Source organism: Streptomyces pimonensis (assembly GCF_041380215.1).
GTDB classification, from domain to species: domain Bacteria; phylum Actinomycetota; class Actinomycetes; order Streptomycetales; family Streptomycetaceae; genus Streptomyces; species Streptomyces pimonensis.
Genome location: NZ_JAHWZY010000055.1, coordinates 1 through 16550, shown reverse-complemented (window position 1 = coordinate 16550; position 16550 = coordinate 1). Strand labels below are relative to the sequence as shown.

Annotated in this window: 11 protein-coding genes and 1 riboswitch; of the genes, 5 read left to right on the top strand and 6 right to left on the bottom strand. The window is 71.9% G+C overall.

All coding sequences use genetic code 11. The features are described 5' to 3' along the window. Positions 1-12 precede the first annotated feature (12 nt). A riboswitch (cyclic di-AMP (ydaO/yuaA leader) is annotated at positions 13-177 on the bottom strand. A 200-nt stretch (positions 178-377) separates the two neighbouring features. Both KYY02_RS31400 and KYY02_RS31395 read right to left on the bottom strand, forming a co-directional pair. Then, the gene (locus KYY02_RS31400; protein ID WP_371243981.1) at positions 378-1766 is read right to left on the bottom strand and encodes a M16 family metallopeptidase; all 1389 of its coding nucleotides are present in this window, start codon (positions 1764-1766) and stop codon (positions 378-380) included. Next, positions 1763-3136: a M16 family metallopeptidase gene (locus KYY02_RS31395; protein ID WP_371243979.1), complete on the bottom strand. Its 1374-nt coding sequence runs from the start codon at positions 3134-3136 to the stop codon at positions 1763-1765. Before KYY02_RS31395 ends, KYY02_RS31400 begins: the two co-directional genes overlap by 4 nt. Before the next feature lie 592 nt (positions 3137-3728). Between KYY02_RS31395 and KYY02_RS31390 the strand changes: the two genes are divergently transcribed. After that, positions 3729-6179 carry a DNA gyrase/topoisomerase IV subunit A gene (locus KYY02_RS31390; RefSeq protein WP_371243976.1) on the top strand — a complete coding sequence of 817 codons (2451 nt, stop codon included), beginning with the start codon at positions 3729-3731 and terminating at the stop codon, positions 6177-6179. Here the strand turns inward: KYY02_RS31390 and KYY02_RS31385 are convergent. Further along, complete coding sequence (locus tag KYY02_RS31385) at positions 6176-7219, bottom strand: CobW family GTP-binding protein (RefSeq protein WP_371243973.1); 1044 nt, start codon at positions 7217-7219, stop codon at positions 6176-6178. The genes KYY02_RS31390 and KYY02_RS31385 overlap by 4 nt on opposite strands. 842 nt (positions 7220-8061) lie before the next feature. Here KYY02_RS31385 and KYY02_RS31380 point away from each other — a divergent pair. The 3 genes from KYY02_RS31380 (at position 8062) to KYY02_RS31370 (ending at position 11431) form a co-directional block, all read left to right on the top strand. After that, positions 8062-9003 (top strand): ferredoxin family protein, encoded by a 942-nt coding sequence (locus tag KYY02_RS31380; protein ID WP_371243971.1) that lies wholly within the window; start codon positions 8062-8064, stop codon positions 9001-9003. A 77-nt stretch (positions 9004-9080) separates the two neighbouring features. Continuing rightward, positions 9081-10754 carry an ATP-binding protein gene (locus tag KYY02_RS31375; protein WP_371243969.1) on the top strand — a complete coding sequence of 558 codons (1674 nt, stop codon included), beginning with the start codon at positions 9081-9083 and terminating at the stop codon, positions 10752-10754. Further along, on the top strand, positions 10751-11431 hold the full coding sequence (locus tag KYY02_RS31370) for a response regulator (RefSeq protein ID WP_371243967.1): 681 nt from the start codon (positions 10751-10753) through the stop codon (positions 11429-11431). The genes KYY02_RS31375 and KYY02_RS31370 overlap by 4 nt, the downstream gene beginning before the upstream one ends. A gap of 85 nt (positions 11432-11516) precedes the next feature. Here the strand turns inward: KYY02_RS31370 and KYY02_RS31365 are convergent, their stop codons facing one another. The 3 genes from KYY02_RS31365 to KYY02_RS31355 form a co-directional block, all read right to left on the bottom strand. After that, positions 11517-13106, bottom strand: a complete 1590-nt coding sequence (locus KYY02_RS31365) for a monocarboxylic acid transporter (protein ID WP_371243965.1) — start codon at positions 13104-13106, stop codon at positions 11517-11519. Then, entirely contained in the window at positions 13103-13552 is a 450-nt protein-coding gene (locus KYY02_RS31360; protein WP_371243963.1) for a DUF485 domain-containing protein, read from the bottom strand. Before KYY02_RS31360 ends, KYY02_RS31365 begins: the two co-directional genes overlap by 4 nt. Positions 13553-13649: 97 nt before the next feature. Then, positions 13650-15773, bottom strand: coding sequence for a DNA gyrase/topoisomerase IV subunit B (locus KYY02_RS31355; RefSeq protein WP_371243961.1), 2124 nt, complete (start codon positions 15771-15773; stop codon positions 13650-13652). A 441-nt stretch (positions 15774-16214) separates the two neighbouring features. Between KYY02_RS31355 and KYY02_RS31350 the strand changes: the two genes are divergently transcribed. Continuing rightward, positions 16215-16445, top strand: a complete 231-nt coding sequence (locus tag KYY02_RS31350) for a DUF7455 domain-containing protein (RefSeq protein WP_159536152.1) — start codon at positions 16215-16217, stop codon at positions 16443-16445. The last annotated feature ends 105 nt before the right edge of the window (positions 16446-16550 follow it).

Sequence of the window (16550 nt, the reverse complement as noted above, 5' to 3'; positions counted from 1 at the left end):
GTACAGGCTGGTCCTTTCCTTCCCTCTCGCCTACCGGGTTAGCTGACGGGTTCGGAGCAGGAAGGTCTCCTACGGGCCCCCTCGCGACACGCGCGGGCGTCCGATTCACCCCAGGGACGTATGTGGGTCCCCGGCTCCCCTGGCTCGCGCCGTACGGGGACTCGGCGATGGCTGTCCGGTGCCGCGGGTGCGGCGCACTGACCGACGAACAGCCCGGACGAAGCTATGCGGGACGCCTCCCGATCCTCAAACGGATCCGGGTTTTTGTAGCGCATCCCACAGGGCAGACAGGCAACCTCCGCCCCAATTCGGGCATACGAGGGCCCTGGTGGCTCTCCTGCCACCAGGGCCCCGAGCGTGTGCGCCGTGGCGGCTCGCTACTCGGCGGTCACGACGGTGACTTCGCCGATCCCGAGGGCCTCCACCGGCGCCTTGATCTGCGCCGCGTCGCCGACGAGGACCGTCACCAGGCGGTCCACCGGGAAGGCGTTCACGACGGCCGCGGTGGCCTCCACGGTGCCGGTCGCGGCCAACTGCCGGTACAGGTCCGCCTGGTAGTGGTCGGGCAGGTACTGCTCGACCTGGTCGGCCAGGGTGCTCGCGACGGCCGCGGCGGTCTCGTACTTGAGCGGCGCCACACCCACGAGGTTCTGCACGGCGACATCGCGTTCGTCGTCGGTGAGCCCTTCCGCGGCGAGCGTGCGCAGCACCGTCCACAGGTCGTCGAGGGCGGGTCCGGTGTTCGGGGTGTCGACGGAGCCGCTGATCGCCAGCATCGCCGCGCCGGCACCGTCCGGGGCGGACCTGAGGACCTGCCCGAACGACCGTACGCCGTAGGTGTATCCCTTCTCCTCACGCAGCACGCGGTCCAGGCGGGACGTGAGGGTGCCGCCCAGGCAGTACGTGCCGAGCACCTGCGCGGGCCACACGCGGTCGTGCCGGTCGGGCCCGATGCGGCCGATCAGCAGCTGCGTCTGGACGGCGCCGGGGCGGTCCACGATCACGACGCGGCCGGTGTCGTCCGCGACCACCGGTGGGACGGGCCGCGGCTGGGCCGGGGAGCCGGCCCAGGCGCCCAGGGTGCCGCCGAGCAGCGCGTCCAGGTCGATGCCGGTGAGGTCGCCGACGACCACGGCGGTGGCCGTGGCGGGGCGGACGTGCTTCTCGTAGAAGGTGCGCACGGCCGCGGAGTCGATGCCGGTGACCGTCTCCTCGGTTCCCTGGCGGGGGCGCGACATGCGCGAACTCGCCGGGAACAGCTCCTTGGAGAGCTCCTTGGCGGCGCGGCGGGAGGGGCTGGCCAGCTCGTGCGGGATCTCGTCGAGGCGGTTGCGGACCAGCCGCTCGACCTCGCTGTCGGCGAACGCGGGCGCCCTGAGCGCGTCGGCGAGCAGCCCGAGGCCCTTGGTGAGCCGGGAGGCCGGCACCTCCAGGCTGAGGCGGACGCCGGGGTGGTCCGCGTGCGCGTCCAGGGTGGCGCCGCAGCGCTCCAGCTCGGCGGCGAACTCCTCGGCGGAGTGCTTGTCGGTGCCCTCGGAGAAGGCCCGCGCCATGATCGTGGCGACACCGTCGAGACCGTCCGGCTCGGCCTCCAGGGGCGCGTCGAGGAGCACCTCGACGGCGACGACCTGCTGGCCGGGACGGTGGCAGCGCAGCACGGTCAGGCCGTTGTCGAGCGTGCCCCGCTCGGGGGCCGGGAAGGCCCAGGGCTTGGCGTCGCCCGCCTGCGGCCGCGGGTGGAAGTCCATCGTGGCGAGCTCGGTCACTTCGCCGTCTCCTCGTTCTCGTCGGCGCCGGCAACTGCGGCGGCTTCCTCGGTGTCCTCGCCCTCCGGGGCGACCGGCTCGTAGACGAGCACCGCGCGGTTGTCGGGGCGCAGGCGGGCCTTGGCGACCTCCTTCACCTCCTCCGCCGTCACCTCCAGGACGCGCTGCACGGCGGTCAGGGCGAGCTGCGGGTCGCCGAACAGGACCGCGTACCGGCACAGTTCGTCGGCGCGGCCGGCGACCGTGCCGAGCCGGTCGAGCCACTCGCGCTCCAGCTGGGCCTGCGCGCGCTCCATCTCCTCCGCCGTGGGACCCTCCTCGGCGAACCGGGCGAGCTCCTCGTCGATGGCGGCCTCGATGACCGGCACCTCCACGTCGCCGGACGTCTTCACGTCCAGCCAGCCCAGGGAGGGCGCCCCGGCCAGCCGCAGCAGGCCGAAGCCGGCGGCCACGGCCGTGCGGTCGCGCCGTACCAGCCGGTTGTAGAACCGCGAGGACTCGCCGCCGCCGAGGACGGTGAGCGCCAGGTCGGCGGCGTCACACGCACGCGTGCCGTCCTCGGGCAGCCGGTAGGCGGCCATCAGCGCACGCGCGGGGACCTCCTCCTCCACGATCTCGCGCAGCTGCCCGCCCATGACCTCGGGCAGCGAGCCGTCGCGCGGGGCGGGCTCGCCGTCGTGGGACGGGATGGAGCCGAAGTACTTCTCGATCCAGGCGAGCGTCTGCTCCGGGTCGATGTCGCCGACGACGGAGAGCACGGCGTTGTTCGGCGCGTAGTACGTACGGAAGAACTGGCGCGCGTCCTCCAGGGTGGCCGCGTCCAGGTCCGCCATCGAGCCGATGGGCGTGTGGTGGTACGGGTGGCCCTCCGGGTAGGCGAGGGCGGTCAGCTTCTCGAAGGCCGTGCCGTAGGGGACGTTGTCGTAGCGCTGGCGGCGCTCGTTCTTGACGACGTCCCGCTGGTTCTCCATGGACTCCTCGTCCAGGGCGGTCAGCAGGGAGCCCATGCGGTCGGCCTCCAGCCAGAGGGCGAGTTCCAGCTGGTGGGCGGGCATGGTCTCGAAGTAGTTGGTGCGCTCGAAGCTGGTGGTGCCGTTGAGGGAGCCGCCGGCGCCCTGGACCAGCTCGAAGTGACCGTTGCCCTTCACCTGGGCGGAGCCCTGGAACATCAGGTGCTCGAAGAGGTGAGCCAGGCCGGTGCGTCCCTTGACTTCGTGACGCGAACCCACGTCGTACCAGAGGCACACTGCGGCGACCGGGGTCAGGTGGTCCTCGGAGAGCACCACCCGCAGGCCGTTGGCCAGGCGGTGCTCGGTCGCTGTCAGGCCGCCGGAGCCTGCCTGGGCTGTGGCCGTGTGACCCATGGGCATGTACGTCCCTTCGATCGCGGAGGCGGTCGTCGAACCCGCCGTTTCTGCCGGTCCTGCCACTGTATGCAAGCGCGCGAGGCCCCGACGAAGTTCCCGTCGGGGGCGAGCTACGCCGAGAGCGAGAATGCGGGGCCGCCGCGACCCGGGCAGTCGTACCCGTCGCCACCGCGGACAGCCGCCCCGCCGCCACCCCGGCCGGTCGCACCTCCGTACCCGCGAACGCTCCCGCCTCCGTACCCGCGAACGGTCCCGCTGCTGGGGCGGCACGGGTGGGCGCGACGGCACCCCGCAAGCGCCGGGCCGCGCGACGGACCCCCGGCCGGGCCCCGCACCGGGCGCCCGGCCGCCCCGCCTCACGTGTGAACCGGGGCACCCCTCCGGGGGCGCCCCGCAGGCGCGGACGGGCGAAACCCGCCCCGGTCCGGTGCGTCCCGATCACCAGGAACCCCGCGCGGAAGCGGCCCGCACACGCCGCGTACCCTGCCCTCCCCGGAGACACCCACGACCGGGCCCTGGTCCCGCCTGTCAGTGCGACGGTCCACAATGGTCCGCATCAGATCCCGTCCCACGCTTCAGCAAGGAGCCGGCAGCGATGGCCCGCCGCAGCACGAAGACCCCGCCGCCCGACGACTCGTACGAGGAGCGGATCCTCGACATCGACGTCGTCGACGAGATGCAGGGCTCCTTCCTCGAGTACGCGTACTCGGTCATCTACTCCCGCGCCCTGCCGGACGCGCGCGACGGCCTCAAACCGGTGCACCGCCGCATCGTCTACCAGATGAACGAGATGGGCCTGCGGCCCGAGCGCGGCTACGTGAAGTGCGCCCGCGTCGTCGGCGAGGTCATGGGCAAGCTGCACCCCCACGGCGACGCGTCGATCTACGACGCCCTGGTCCGCATGGCCCAGCCGTTCTCGATGCGCGTCCCCCTGGTCGACGGCCACGGCAACTTCGGTTCGCTGGGCAACGACGACCCGCCCGCCGCCATGCGGTACACCGAGTGCCGGATGGCCGAGGCCACCAGCCTGATGACCGAGTCCATCGACGAGGACACGGTCGACTTCGCGCCCAACTACGACGGTCAGGAACAGGAGCCGGTGGCGCTGCCCGCCGCCTTCCCGAACCTCCTGGTGAACGGCGCGTCGGGCATCGCCGTCGGTATGGCCACCAACATGCCGCCGCACAACCTGCGCGAGGTCGTCGCAGCCGCGCGGCACCTGATCAGGTACCCGAACGCCGACCTCGACGCCCTGATGAAGCACGTCCCGGGCCCCGACCTGCCCACCGGCGGCCGGATCGTCGGCCTGTCCGGCGTCCGGGACGCCTACGAGAAGGGCCGCGGCACGTTCAAGATCCGCGCGACGGTCACCGTGGAGGAGGTGACGGCCCGCCGCAAGGGCCTCGTCGTCACCGAGCTGCCCTTCACGGTCGGTCCGGAGAAGGTGATCGGCAAGATCAAGGACCTGGTCGGGGCGAAGAAGCTCCAGGGCATCGCCGACGTCAAGGACCTCACCGACCGCGAGCACGGGCTGCGTCTGGTCATCGAGATCAAGAACGGTTTCGTGCCGGAGGCGGTCCTGGAGCAGCTGTACAAGCTGACGCCGATGGAGGAGTCCTTCGGCATCAACAACGTGGCGCTGGTGGACGGCCAGCCGCTCACCCTGGGCCTCAAGGAACTCCTGGAGGTCTACCTCGACCACCGCTTCAACGTCGTACGCCGGCGTTCGGAGTTCCGCCGCAGCAAGCGGCGCGACCGCCTCCACCTGGTCGAGGGCCTGCTCACGGCGCTGGTGGACATCGACGAGGTCATCCGCCTCATCCGCTCCAGCGAGAACTCCGCGCAGGCCAAGCAGCGCCTGATGGAGCGGTTCTCCCTCAGCGACATCCAGACCCAGTACATCCTGGACACGCCGCTGCGCCGCCTCACCAAGTACGACCGGATCGAGCTGGAGGCCGAGCAGGACCGGCTGAACGCGGAGATCGAGGAACTGACCCGGATCCTGGACTCGGACACGGAGCTGCGCAAGCTGGTCTCCGCCGAACTGGCCGCGGTCGCCAAGAAGTTCGGCAACGACCGCCGTACGCTGCTGCTGGATTCGGCCGGCGCCCCGGCCGCCGCCGTCCCGCTGCAGGTGGCGGACGACCCGTGCCGCGTGCTGCTGTCCTCCACGGGCCTGCTCGCCCGTACGGCGGACGACAGGCCGCTCGCCAGTGGCGCCAAGCGGGTCAAGCACGACGTGATCGTCTCGGCGGTGCCGGCGACGGCCCGCGGCGAGATCGGCGCCGTCACCTCCTCCGGCCGTCTGCTCCGGCTGAACGTGATCGACCTGCCGCAGCTCCCGGAGGCGATGCCGGTGCCGAGCCTCTCGGGCGGGGCGCCCCTGGCCGAGTTCGTGTCCCTGGAGGACGACGAGCAGGTGGTGTGCCTGACCACGCTGGACGAGTCGTCGCCGGGCCTGGCGCTCGGCACGGAACAGGGTGTCGTCAAGCGCGTGGTGCCCGACTACCCCTCCAGCAAGGAGGAACTGGAGGTCATCACGCTCAAGGAGGGCGACCGGATCGTCGGCGCGGTCGAACTGCGCACGGGCGAGGAGGACCTGGTCTTCATCAGCGACGACGCGCAGCTCCTGCGCTACCCGGCCGCACAGGTCCGGCCGCAGGGCCGCCCCGCGGGCGGTATGACGGGCATCAAGCTCGCCGAGGGGGCCAAGGTCATCTCCTTCACGGCGGTCGATCCGGCCGCGGACGCGGTGGTGTTCACGATCGCGGGCTCGCGCGGCACGCTGGACGACTCGGTCCAGACGACGGCCAAACTGACCCCGTTCGACCAGTACCCGCGCAAGGGCCGGGCCACCGGCGGCGTGCGCTGCCAGCGGTTCCTGAAGGGCGAGGACTGCCTGGCCCTGGCCTGGGCGGGTCCGCTCCCGGCCAGGGCCGCGCAGAAGAACGGCACCGCGGTGGATCTCCCGGAGCCCGACCCGCGCCGTGACGGTTCGGGCGTGCCCCTGCCGAAGACGGTGTCGGTGGTGGCGGGACCGGTCTAGGCTGCCGGATCCTCCGCCGCCCCCTGCACATAGCGGAGGACGCCCCACATGCCGTGGTCGTCGGTGTAGGGGGCGCCGTCGCTCCCGCACGCCTCCAGCTCCCCGCCGAGGGCGGTGGCGTCGATGCCCGATCCGATGAGGACGAGCTGTGTGAGCCGCTCCTCACCGGCGGGCCAGGGCTCGGGGTAGAACCGCAGGAACCGCCCCACGGCGTGCACGGCGTACCGGTTGCCGACGTCGTACGGCCCGAAGTCGACGTATCCCTTGATCCGGTAGAGCCCTTCGGGCCGGCTGTCCAGGAACCGGATCAGCCGCCGCGGGTCCAGCGGACGCCCGGACACGAAGGAGACGCTGTCGTACGCGGCGTGCAGGTGCCCGGAGTGGTCCTCGTGACGCAGGTCGTCGAACGACAGCTGCCCGACGCGCTCCTCGCTCGGCCTGCAGTCGAAGAGGAGCTCGGGGTCGACGCGGCCGTATGTGGCGGGCACCACGGCCGCGCGGTCGACGAGGGACCGGACCAGGTCCAGTACGCGCGCGGCGTCCGTGACCCGGTCCACCTTGTTGACGACCACGAGATCCGCGAGGCCGAGGTGCCGGTCGATCTCCGGGTGCCTGGACCGGGTGTCGTCGAACTCGGCGGCGTCCACGACCTCGACGAGCCCGCCGTACACGATCCCCGGATGCTCGCTGGCGAGCACCATCCGCACGAGCTCCTGCGGTTCGGCGAGACCGCTGGCCTCGATGACGATGACGTCGATCCCCGCGCAGGGACGGGCGAGCCGCTCGAGGTACACGTCGAGTTCGCTGCCGTCCACGGCGCAGCACAGGCAGCCGTTGCCCAGTGACACGGTCGAGTCCCCGAGCGCCCCGGCGACGGCCATCGCGTCGATCTCGATGGCCCCGAAGTCGTTCACGACGGCGCCGATGCGGCTTCCGCCGCTGCGGTGGAGGAGGTGGTTGAGCAGGGTGGTCTTCCCCGAGCCGAGGAATCCGGCCAGGACGACCACCGGAATCTGCCGCCCGTTGCTCCGCTCCGACACGTGACCCCTCTCCCACCTCCGCGCACGCCGGCTCACCCACGGCGTGCACACCGAAGAACGACTGACGCACCAGGATACGAGCGACAGGAACCACGGCGAAGCGAACGATGGTCGGCGACACCCGCAGGGCAGACGTCGGGCGAGGTGCCGGTTCGCGCGGCCCTCGCTTCCCTCTGCGCGCCGTCTGGCCGCCTTCCCGCCGATCAGGGCCTCGGCACCCCGGAAGGCGGTGAGCGCCGCCCGCCGGTTTCCTGCCGTCGGCCCGCAGCCCGCAAGCCCGACGACCGGCGGACGGCGGCCTGGCCCGGGGGTACTTGGCATGGTCACACAGGGCGGGGAGATGCGGGGGCTCCGCTCCGCGGCCGCGGTCTGCCCGGGCGAGGCGGCAGGCGCCTGTGCCGCCGCGGCGGCGCAGCGGCGCACCCCGGACAGCGTCAACGAGGGTCTGGGACACCACGCGTTCACGCAGCAGCGGACCGGCCTGACCATGCAGCAGGGCCGGGCACCGGGGCTGCCGAGCAAGGCGATCGACGATCCCGGGCCGGCCGAAGTCCTGGACCTCTTCGAGGTTCCCGTCACCGCGCAGAGGCGCACCGCCCCGCCGGGAGAGGCTCGCAGGCGGCCGCCCCGGGTCGCCCCCGACGGACGCGGCGCGTACGGCGTTCCCACCACCCGAAGGCGTGAGACCACTTCGACTCCGAGGAATCCTCCGCAGGAGCAACGGGTAACCGAAGGACCGACGATCAGCCTCCCCTACAGGGCAGTCGTCACCACTCGGCGCACACCCCCGACAACGACGGCCGATACGGCACCCTCGGACAAGTCAGGTTAGGCTCGCCTTTGTGAGTAGCACATGCTCGAACCTCTCCCGTCGGCTCGACGAGCCGGTCGCGGGAACCGCGGCCACCGCGCGGACCTGGCTGCTGCTGGAGCAGCCCGGCCCCTGGGGGGCCAAGGCACTCACCTCCAGCCATCTGGATCCCGCCCTGGGCCGTGCCCTGGAGGCCGCCGCCCAGGGCAGCGGGGTGCGGATCGCGCTCGTACGGCGTCCCGGGCGGCACGCGGACCGCCGGACGCCCGCCACGCGCCGGGTGTACGTCGCCCACACCGTTCCCGGAGACGTGTGGCTGCACGCCGCCACCACCTCGGACCCCGAACGCCTGCTCGACCTCGACTTCGCCGCGCTCGGCAGGGGCGAGCCGGGGTCCTTCGCGACCGCGCTCGGCGGAAGGCCCCACGAGGGCGGCCCCCTCGCCCTCGTCTGCACCAACGGCAAGCGCGACCGCTGCTGCGCCCTCCTCGGACGGCCCCTGGCGGCCGAACTCGCCGCCTCCGGGGTCGAGGGGGTCTGGGAGGTCACTCACCTGGGCGGCCACCGCTTCTCCCCCACGCTCCTCTGTCTGCCGTACGGCTACGCGTACGGGCGGGCCGAGGCGCACACCGTCAAGGAAGTGCTGCACGGCGTCGAGAAGGGCCGGATCGTCGTCGAGGGGTGCCGGGGGTGTTCCGCCTGGGAGCGACCCGGTCAGGCGGCCGAGCTGGCCGTCCGGCGCGCGGTGGACGAGCGCGACGCACAGGTCCTGCGCGTCGTGCGGACGGACGGCGCGGCGCCCCGCTGGGAAGTGACCGTCGCCCACACGGACGGACGCCGGTGGCTGGTGGAGGTCGCCCAGGGCGCGTCCCTGCCGCCCCGTCCGGAGAGCTGCGGATCGGCGCTCGGCTCGCCCGCGCGGATGGACGTCGTGGGCGTCCGCGAGGTGACCCTGGCGGCGCTGGCCGGCTGATCGCCCCTTCCACGGGCCCGGGAGATCCCCGCCACACCCCTGCGGCACCCCGCGCCCAGCCACGTACCGTCATGGGCATGAGCTCCACTCCCTCCGCACGCCGCCTGCACCTCGGCCTGCCGCGGCGGGTGTTCTCGCAGGTCCTGCTGATGCAGCTGGCGATCGCCGCGGGAGTCGCGGTACTGGCCACCGGACTGTTCCTCGCACCGCTCGGCGACCAGCTGGACGACCAGGCGATGCGCCGCGCGCTCGCGATCGCGCAGACCACCGCCCAGCAGCCGCAGCTGGCACGGGGCCTGCGCGGGACGACACCGTCCCCGGACGGGCCGGTGCAGCGGGAGGCCGAACGGATCCGGAAGGCCACCGGCGCCGAGTACGTCGTGGTGCTGGACCGGCGGGGCGTGCGCTGGTCGCACACCGATCCGGAGCGGATCGGCGGGCTGGTGTCGACCGACCCCGGTGAGGCACTGGCCGGACACGACGTCATGGAGATCGACGAGGGCACCCTGGGGCGCTCCGCTCGGGGCAAGGTCCCGCTGCGGGACGACGACGGCGGGATCGTCGGGGCGGTCTCGGTCGGCATCGCCTACGACAGCGTCCGGGCCCGGTTGATCCACGCCGTCCCGGGACTGTTCGCGTACGCCGGCGGCGCCCTGGCCGTGGGCGCGCTCGCGGCCTGGATGATCTCCCGGCGGGTGCAGCGGCAGACCCGCGACCTGGCCTTCTCGGACATCGCGGCGCTGCTCGCGGAGCGTGAGGCGATGCTGCACGGCATCCGGGAGGGCGTCGTCGCCCTGGACCGCACCGGCCGTATCCGCCTGCTGAACGACGAGGCGCAGCGCCTGCTGGGGATCGGCGAGGAGGCCGTCGGCCGCTCCCCCGACCTGGCGCTCGGCACGGGACGCACCGCCGATGTGCTGGCCGGACGGGTGACCGGTACCGATCTGCTCACCGTGCGCGGCCGACGGGTCCTGGTCGCCAACCGGATGCCGACGGACGACGGCGGCGCCGTGGCCACCCTGCGCGACCGCACGGAGCTGGACCGGCTCGGCCGGGAGCTGGACTCCACGCGCGGGCTCATCGACGCGCTGCGTGCCCAGGACCACGAGCACGCCAACCGCATGCACACCCTGCTGGGGCTGCTGGAGCTCGAGATGTACGACGACGCGGTGGAGTTCGTCGGCGAGGTCGTCGGCGATCACCGGGCCACGTCGGAGCAGGTCACCGAGAAGATCCGGGACCCGCTGCTCGCCGCGCTGCTGGTGGGCAAGGCGACGGTCGCGGCCGAGCGCGGGGTGACGCTGTGGGTGACGGACGGGACCCGGCTGCCGGACCGGCTGATCGACCCCCGAGGGCTCGTCACCGTCGTCGGCAATCTGGTGGACAACGCCCTGGACGCCGTCGCCGGTACGCCGCACGCGCGCGTGGAGGTCGAACTGCGCGCGGAGGGGCGTACGGCGGTGCTGGTGGTGCGCGACACCGGGCCCGGGGTTCCGCCGGAGCACTGCGAGTTGATCTTCACCGAGGGCTGGTCCACCAAGGAGCCGCCGGCCCACCGCGAGCGGGGCATCGGGCTGCCGCTGGTGCGCCGGCTCGCCGAACGGCAGGGAGGCGGCGCGAGCGTGGGGGAAGCGGACGGCGGGGGCGCGGAGTTCACCGTCGTGCTGCCCGAGGCCCTGGCCGAGCCCGGCGCGCAGCCCGCGCTCACCGGGGCCTCTGTCCCGGGGACCGAGAAGGAGGAGTCGCGGTGATCGAGGTTCTGGTCGTGGACGACGACGTCCGGGTCGCGCGGGTCAACGCCGCGTACATCGAGAAGGTGCCCGGCTTCCGTGTCGCCGGTCAGGCCCACAGCGCGGCCGAGGCGCTCGGCCGGCTGGAGGCGCTGACCCGGCTGGATCTCGTCCTCCTGGACCACTATCTGCCCGACGGGACGGGGCTCGAGGTGGTGCGGGAGATGCGCCGGCGCGGGCACCAGGCCGACGTGATCATGGTGACGGCGGCCCGTGACGTGTCCACGGTGCAGGCGGCGATGCGGCAGGGCGCCCTGCAGTACCTGGTCAAGCCGTTCGCCTTCGTCGGGCTGCGCGCCAAGCTGGAGGCGTACGCGGAGCTGCGCCGCACCCTCGACGGCGGTGGCGAGGCGGAGCAGGCGGAGGTGGACCGCATCTTCGGCGCGCTGTCGGCGCCGTCCGAGCCCCAGCTGCCCAAGGGGCACTCCCCCACCACCGCGGAACTCGTACGGCAGTCGCTGATGAACGCCGACGGCCCGCTGTCGGCCCAGGAGATCGCCGAACGCACGGGGGTGAGCCGCCAGACCGCCCAGCGCTACCTGAAGCTCCTGGAGCGCACCGGACGGGCGACGCTGACCCTGAAGTACGGCGACGCGGGCCGTCCGGAACACCGTTATGCGTGGGCGACCCGCATCTGAGGACACGGTCCGTGAGGGCCGGGGGGGAGGGAACGGTGCCCCTCCTCCCCACGGATGGCGGCGCCGTCCGTCTCCGCCGGGCGCCCTACACCGCTCCCGCGCCGGTCAGTGAGCGCACCTCGGTCTCCGCGTGCTTGGCCTCGTCGGGAACCTCGGGGGAGATGAGCGTGCCGAGCCAGCCCGCGAGGAAGCCCAGCGGGACGGAGACCAGACCGGGGTTCTGCAGTGGGAAGAGCTGGAAGTCGGCACCCGGGAAGAGGGACGCGGGGCTGCCCGACACCACGGGGGACAGCAGCACCAGCACCACGGCCGGGACCAGACCTCCGTACACGGCCCACACTGCACCGCGAGTAGTGAAGCCGCGCCAGAACAGCGAGTACAGCAGCACCGGCAGGTTCGCGGACGCGGCCACGGCGAAGGCGAGGCCCACCAGGAACGCGACGTTGAGGTCGCGGGCCAGCAGACCGAGGCCGATCGCGAGCAGACCGACGCCGACCGCTGCGAGCCTGGCCACCGCCACCTCGCTGCGCGGCTTCCCGCGCCTGCGCCGCAGGGAGGCGTACAGGTCGTGCGCGACGGACGCCGAGGAGGCGAGCGTGATCCCGGCGACCACGGCGAGGATCGTGGCGAAGGCGACCGCGGCGACGATCGCGAACAGGACCGTACCCCCCGTGGAGCCGGCGCCGCCGCCCAGGTCGAGCGCCAGCAGCGGCACCGCCGTGTTCCCGGACGCGCTCGAGGCGCGCACGGCGTCCGGTCCGACGAGGGCGGCGGCGCCGAAGCCGAGCACGATCGTCATCAGGTAGAAGCCGCCGATGAGGCCGATCGCCCAGACGACCGACCGCCGTGCCGCCCGCGCGGTGGGGACGGTGTAGAAGCGGGACAGGATGTGCGGCAGTCCCGCCGTGCCGAGCACCAGCGCGAGACCCAGACTGATGAAGTCGAACCGCGCGGTCCAGTCCGCGCCGTAGGCGAGGCCGGGCGCCAGGAACGCCTCACCGTGACCGCTGCGTTCGGCGGCGGTGAGGAGCAGCCGGTTGAGGTCGCCGTGGAACCGCAGCAGGACGAGGACGGTCAGCGCGACGGTGCCGCCGAGCAGCAGGACCGCCTTGACGATCTGGATCCAGGTGGTGGCCCGCATCCCTCCCAGCGACACGTAGATCACCATGAGCGCGCCGACGCCGACGACGGTCCAGGCCCGGGCCGCCTCGCCCGTGCCGCCGAGCAGCAGCGCGACCAGGCTGCCCGCGCCCACCATCTGCGCCACCAGATACAGGACGGACACGGTGACCGACGAGGTTCCCGCCGCGATCCGCACCGGCCGCTCCCGCATGCGCGCGGCGACCACGTCGGCGAGCGTGAAGCGCCCGCAGTTGCGCACCAGCTCCGCGACCAGGAACAGGACCACCAGCCAGGCCACCAGGAAGCCCACCGAGTAGAGCATCCCGTCGTAGCCGACGAGCGCGATGAGGCCGGAGATGCCGAGGAAGGAGGCGGCCGACATGTAGTCGCCCGCGAGGGCGAAACCGTTCTCCATCGGGGAGAAGAGCCGGCCGCCCGCGTAGAACTCCTCCGCGGAGCCCTGCCGGCGGCTCACCCAGGTCGTGATGGCCAGGGTCACCGCGACGAACGCGCCGAACAGCAGCAGCGCCGGCAGCCGGTGGTCGCCCGTCATGCCGCGCCGCCTCTCCCGCGCGCCAGTTCCTGGGCGTCCCAGCGCAGTTCCAGCGCCGCCCGGTCCCGGCGCAGCCGCGCGTGGCGGACATAGGCCCAGGTGAGCAGGAAGGTGGTCAGGAACTGGCCGAGCCCGGCGAGCATGCCCAGGTTCACGGCGCCCGCGACGGGCCGTGCCATCAGTCCCGGCGCGGTCGTCGCGGTCACGACGTACCCCACGTACCAGGTGAGGAAGGCGGCGACCGCCGGCCCCACGAACCGCCGGTAGCGGCCGCGCACCTCCTGGAAGGCCGCACTGCGCTGTACTTCGAGGTAGACGTCGGCCCCGTCCGCTCGGCAGACCGACGGCGCCGTCTCCGCCGGACCGGCCGACTCGCCCCAGCCCGAGGCCAGGGCGTCGTACCAGGGATCGTCGTACCTCGCGTCCCCCGAGTTGCTTCGCTGCATGCCCAAGGATGGACAGAACGGGAAGATCCCCGACTCTTCTTCCCGTTCCGCTTCACCCCATCAGGTGACTGGGCCGTGCACGCGTCCCGCACGTCCGCTAGGCGTCGATGCGCGAGCGGTCCAGGGTCGCCGCGGAGCTGGAGATGAACTCCTTACGCGGGGCGACGTCGTTGCCCATGAGGAGGTCGAAGACCTGCTCGGCGGCCTCCAGGTCGGTGAGGTTGATCCTGCGCAGGGTGCGGTGGCGCGGGTCCATGGTGGTCTCGGCCAGCTGGTCGGCGTCCATCTCGCCGAGGCCCTTGTAGCGCTGGATCGAGTCCTTGTAGCGGATGTTCTTGCTCTGGAACTCCATCAGCTTGTCGCGCAGTTCCCGGTCCGAGTACGTGTAGACGTACTTGTCCTGGCCCTTCCTGGGCTGGATCAGCTCGACGCGGTGCAGTGGCGGCACCGCGGCGAACACCCGGCCGGCCTCGACCATGGGCCGCATGTAGCGGTGGAACAGGGTCAGCAGCAGGGTGCGGATGTGGGAGCCGTCTACATCGGCGTCGGTCATCATGATGATCTTGCCGTAACGGGCCGTGTCGATGTCGAAGGTCCGCCCCGACCCCGCTCCTATGACCTGGATGATCGCGCCGCACTCGGCGTTCTTCAGCATGTCCGTCACGGACGACTTCTGGACGTTGAGGATCTTGCCGCGGATCGGCAGGAGTGCCTGGAACTCGGAGTTCCGGGCGAGTTTGGCCGTGCCGAGCGCGGAGTCCCCCTCGACGATGAACAGCTCGCTGCGGTCGACGTCGTCGCTGCGGCAGTCGGCGAGCTTGGCGGGCAGCGAGGAGGTCTCCAGGGCCGTCTTGCGGCGCTGCGCGTCCTTGTGCTGACGGGCCGCGATACGGGTCCGGGCCGCGGCGACCGCCTTCTCCATGACGACACGGGCCTGCTGGGCGGCGTCACGCTTGGTGGAGGTCAGGAACGCCTTGAGTTCCTTGGAGACCACGTTGTTCACGATGCGGCGGGCCGCCGAGGTGCCGAGGACCTCCTTGGTCTGGCCCTCGAACTGCGGCTCGGCCAGGCGGACCGTGACCACCGCGGTGAGGCCTTCGAGGGCGTCGTCCTTGACGATGTCGTCCTCGGCGACGCGCAGCATCTTCTTGGCGCGCAGCACCTCGTTCATCGTCTTGGCGACGGCCTGTTCGAAGCCGGCGACATGGGTGCCGCCCTTGGGGGTGGCGATGATGTTGACGAACGACCTGAGCGTGGTGTCGTAGCCGGTCCCCCAGCGCATCGCGACGTCGACGCCGAGCTCGCGGGTGACCTCGGTGGGCGTCATCTGGCCGTACTCGTCGAGGACCGGGACGGTCTCCTTGAAGGTGCCCTGCCCGGTGAGGCGGAGGGTGTCGCAGACGGGCCGGTCGGAGGCCAGGAACTCGCAGAACTCGCTGATGCCGCCGTCGAAGCGGAACGACTCCTCGCCCTTGCTGCCGCCGTCACCGAGCCCGTACTCGTCGCGGACGACGATGGTCAGGCCGGGGACCAGGAAAGCGGTCTGGCGGGCGCGCTGGTGCAGCGTGTCCAGGGAGAGCTTGGCGTCCTTGAGGAAGATCTGGCGGTCGGCCCAGTAGCGCACGCGCGTGCCGCTGCGGGCCTTCGGGATCTTCTTGGCCTTGCGCAGTCCGCTCCCGGCCTCGAACTTCGCGTCCGGCCCCATGGCGGCGAAGGCGCCGGGGACACCGCGCCGGAAGCTGATCGCATGGGTGTGCCCGCCGCGGTCCACCTCGACGTCCAGCCGCGCGGACAGCGCGTTGACGACGGAGGCGCCGACGCCGTGCAGACCGCCGGAGGCGGCGTACGAGCCGCCCCCGAACTTGCCGCCGGCGTGCAGCTTGGTCATGACGACCTCGACTCCGGAGAGGCCGGTCTTGGGCTCGACGTCGACCGGGATACCCCGGCCGTTGTCCCGGACCTCCACCGAGCCGTCGTCGTGGAGGATCACCTCGATGTGATCGCAGTGGCCTCCGAGGGCTTCGTCCACGGAGTTGTCGATGATCTCCCAGAGGCAGTGCATCAGACCGCGGCTGTCGGTCGACCCGATGTACATTCCGGGGCGCTTCCGCACGGCCTCGAGCCCCTCGAGGACGAGCAGGTGCCGCGCGGTGTAGTTGGAACCGTCCCGGTCTGCTCCTGCCAGCAGCGCTGTGGACGGCACGGACGTATCGGCGGTCACGCGGTTCGCTCCTCGCTGAATTTCAGATGCGGCCCTGATGGGTAGGGGCGCGGCTTCAGTCACCGGTGAGAGGGTACCGAGGCCTGGTAGAGCCGTTGTAACGCCACCCTCGCTCGCAACCCACCCTAGTCGAGGGTCGCATACTTGTTCGATCCCTCGATGGAGTGAAGCACACATCACGTTCCCTTCGAGGCATGAACCATTTAGGCTCCGGGCACGTCCTCATGAACGACCGGCAAGCCAGCCGGGAGGGCCGACCACCGATACGAACGCGAATCCGTACGACACATAAGACACGCACTACGGCACATTCGCCGCCAACCGGCAACAGCCACCCACCTCGGAAAGTTTTTTCGAGGAAAAGCCACGAGCGGGAACGTTTTGGGGCTGGTTGGATGTTGACCCTGGTACGACAGCTCGTCGAGCTAGAGAAGAGGCGACGTGACTACTGTTCTGACCCCCGCGAGCCCGCTGACGGCCGCCGATCGCTGCGACCGCTGCGGCGCCCAGGCATACCTGCGCGTCGTCCTGCTGAGCGGCGGAGAACTGCTCTTCTGCGCCCACCACGGCCGCAAGTTCGAGCCGGAACTCAAAAAGATCGCCGCTGAGATACAGGACGAGACGGAGCGGCTGACCGCCCCTCCGGCGACCGCTCCCGACGAGGAGCGCTGACAGAGCGCCGACACCTCGCGTCCGACGACGAGCAATCCGGCACAGGCCGGTGAGCGGGCGGCCGCCCCCCGCCCCGGGGGGGCCCCCCCCCCGGCGCCCCCCCCC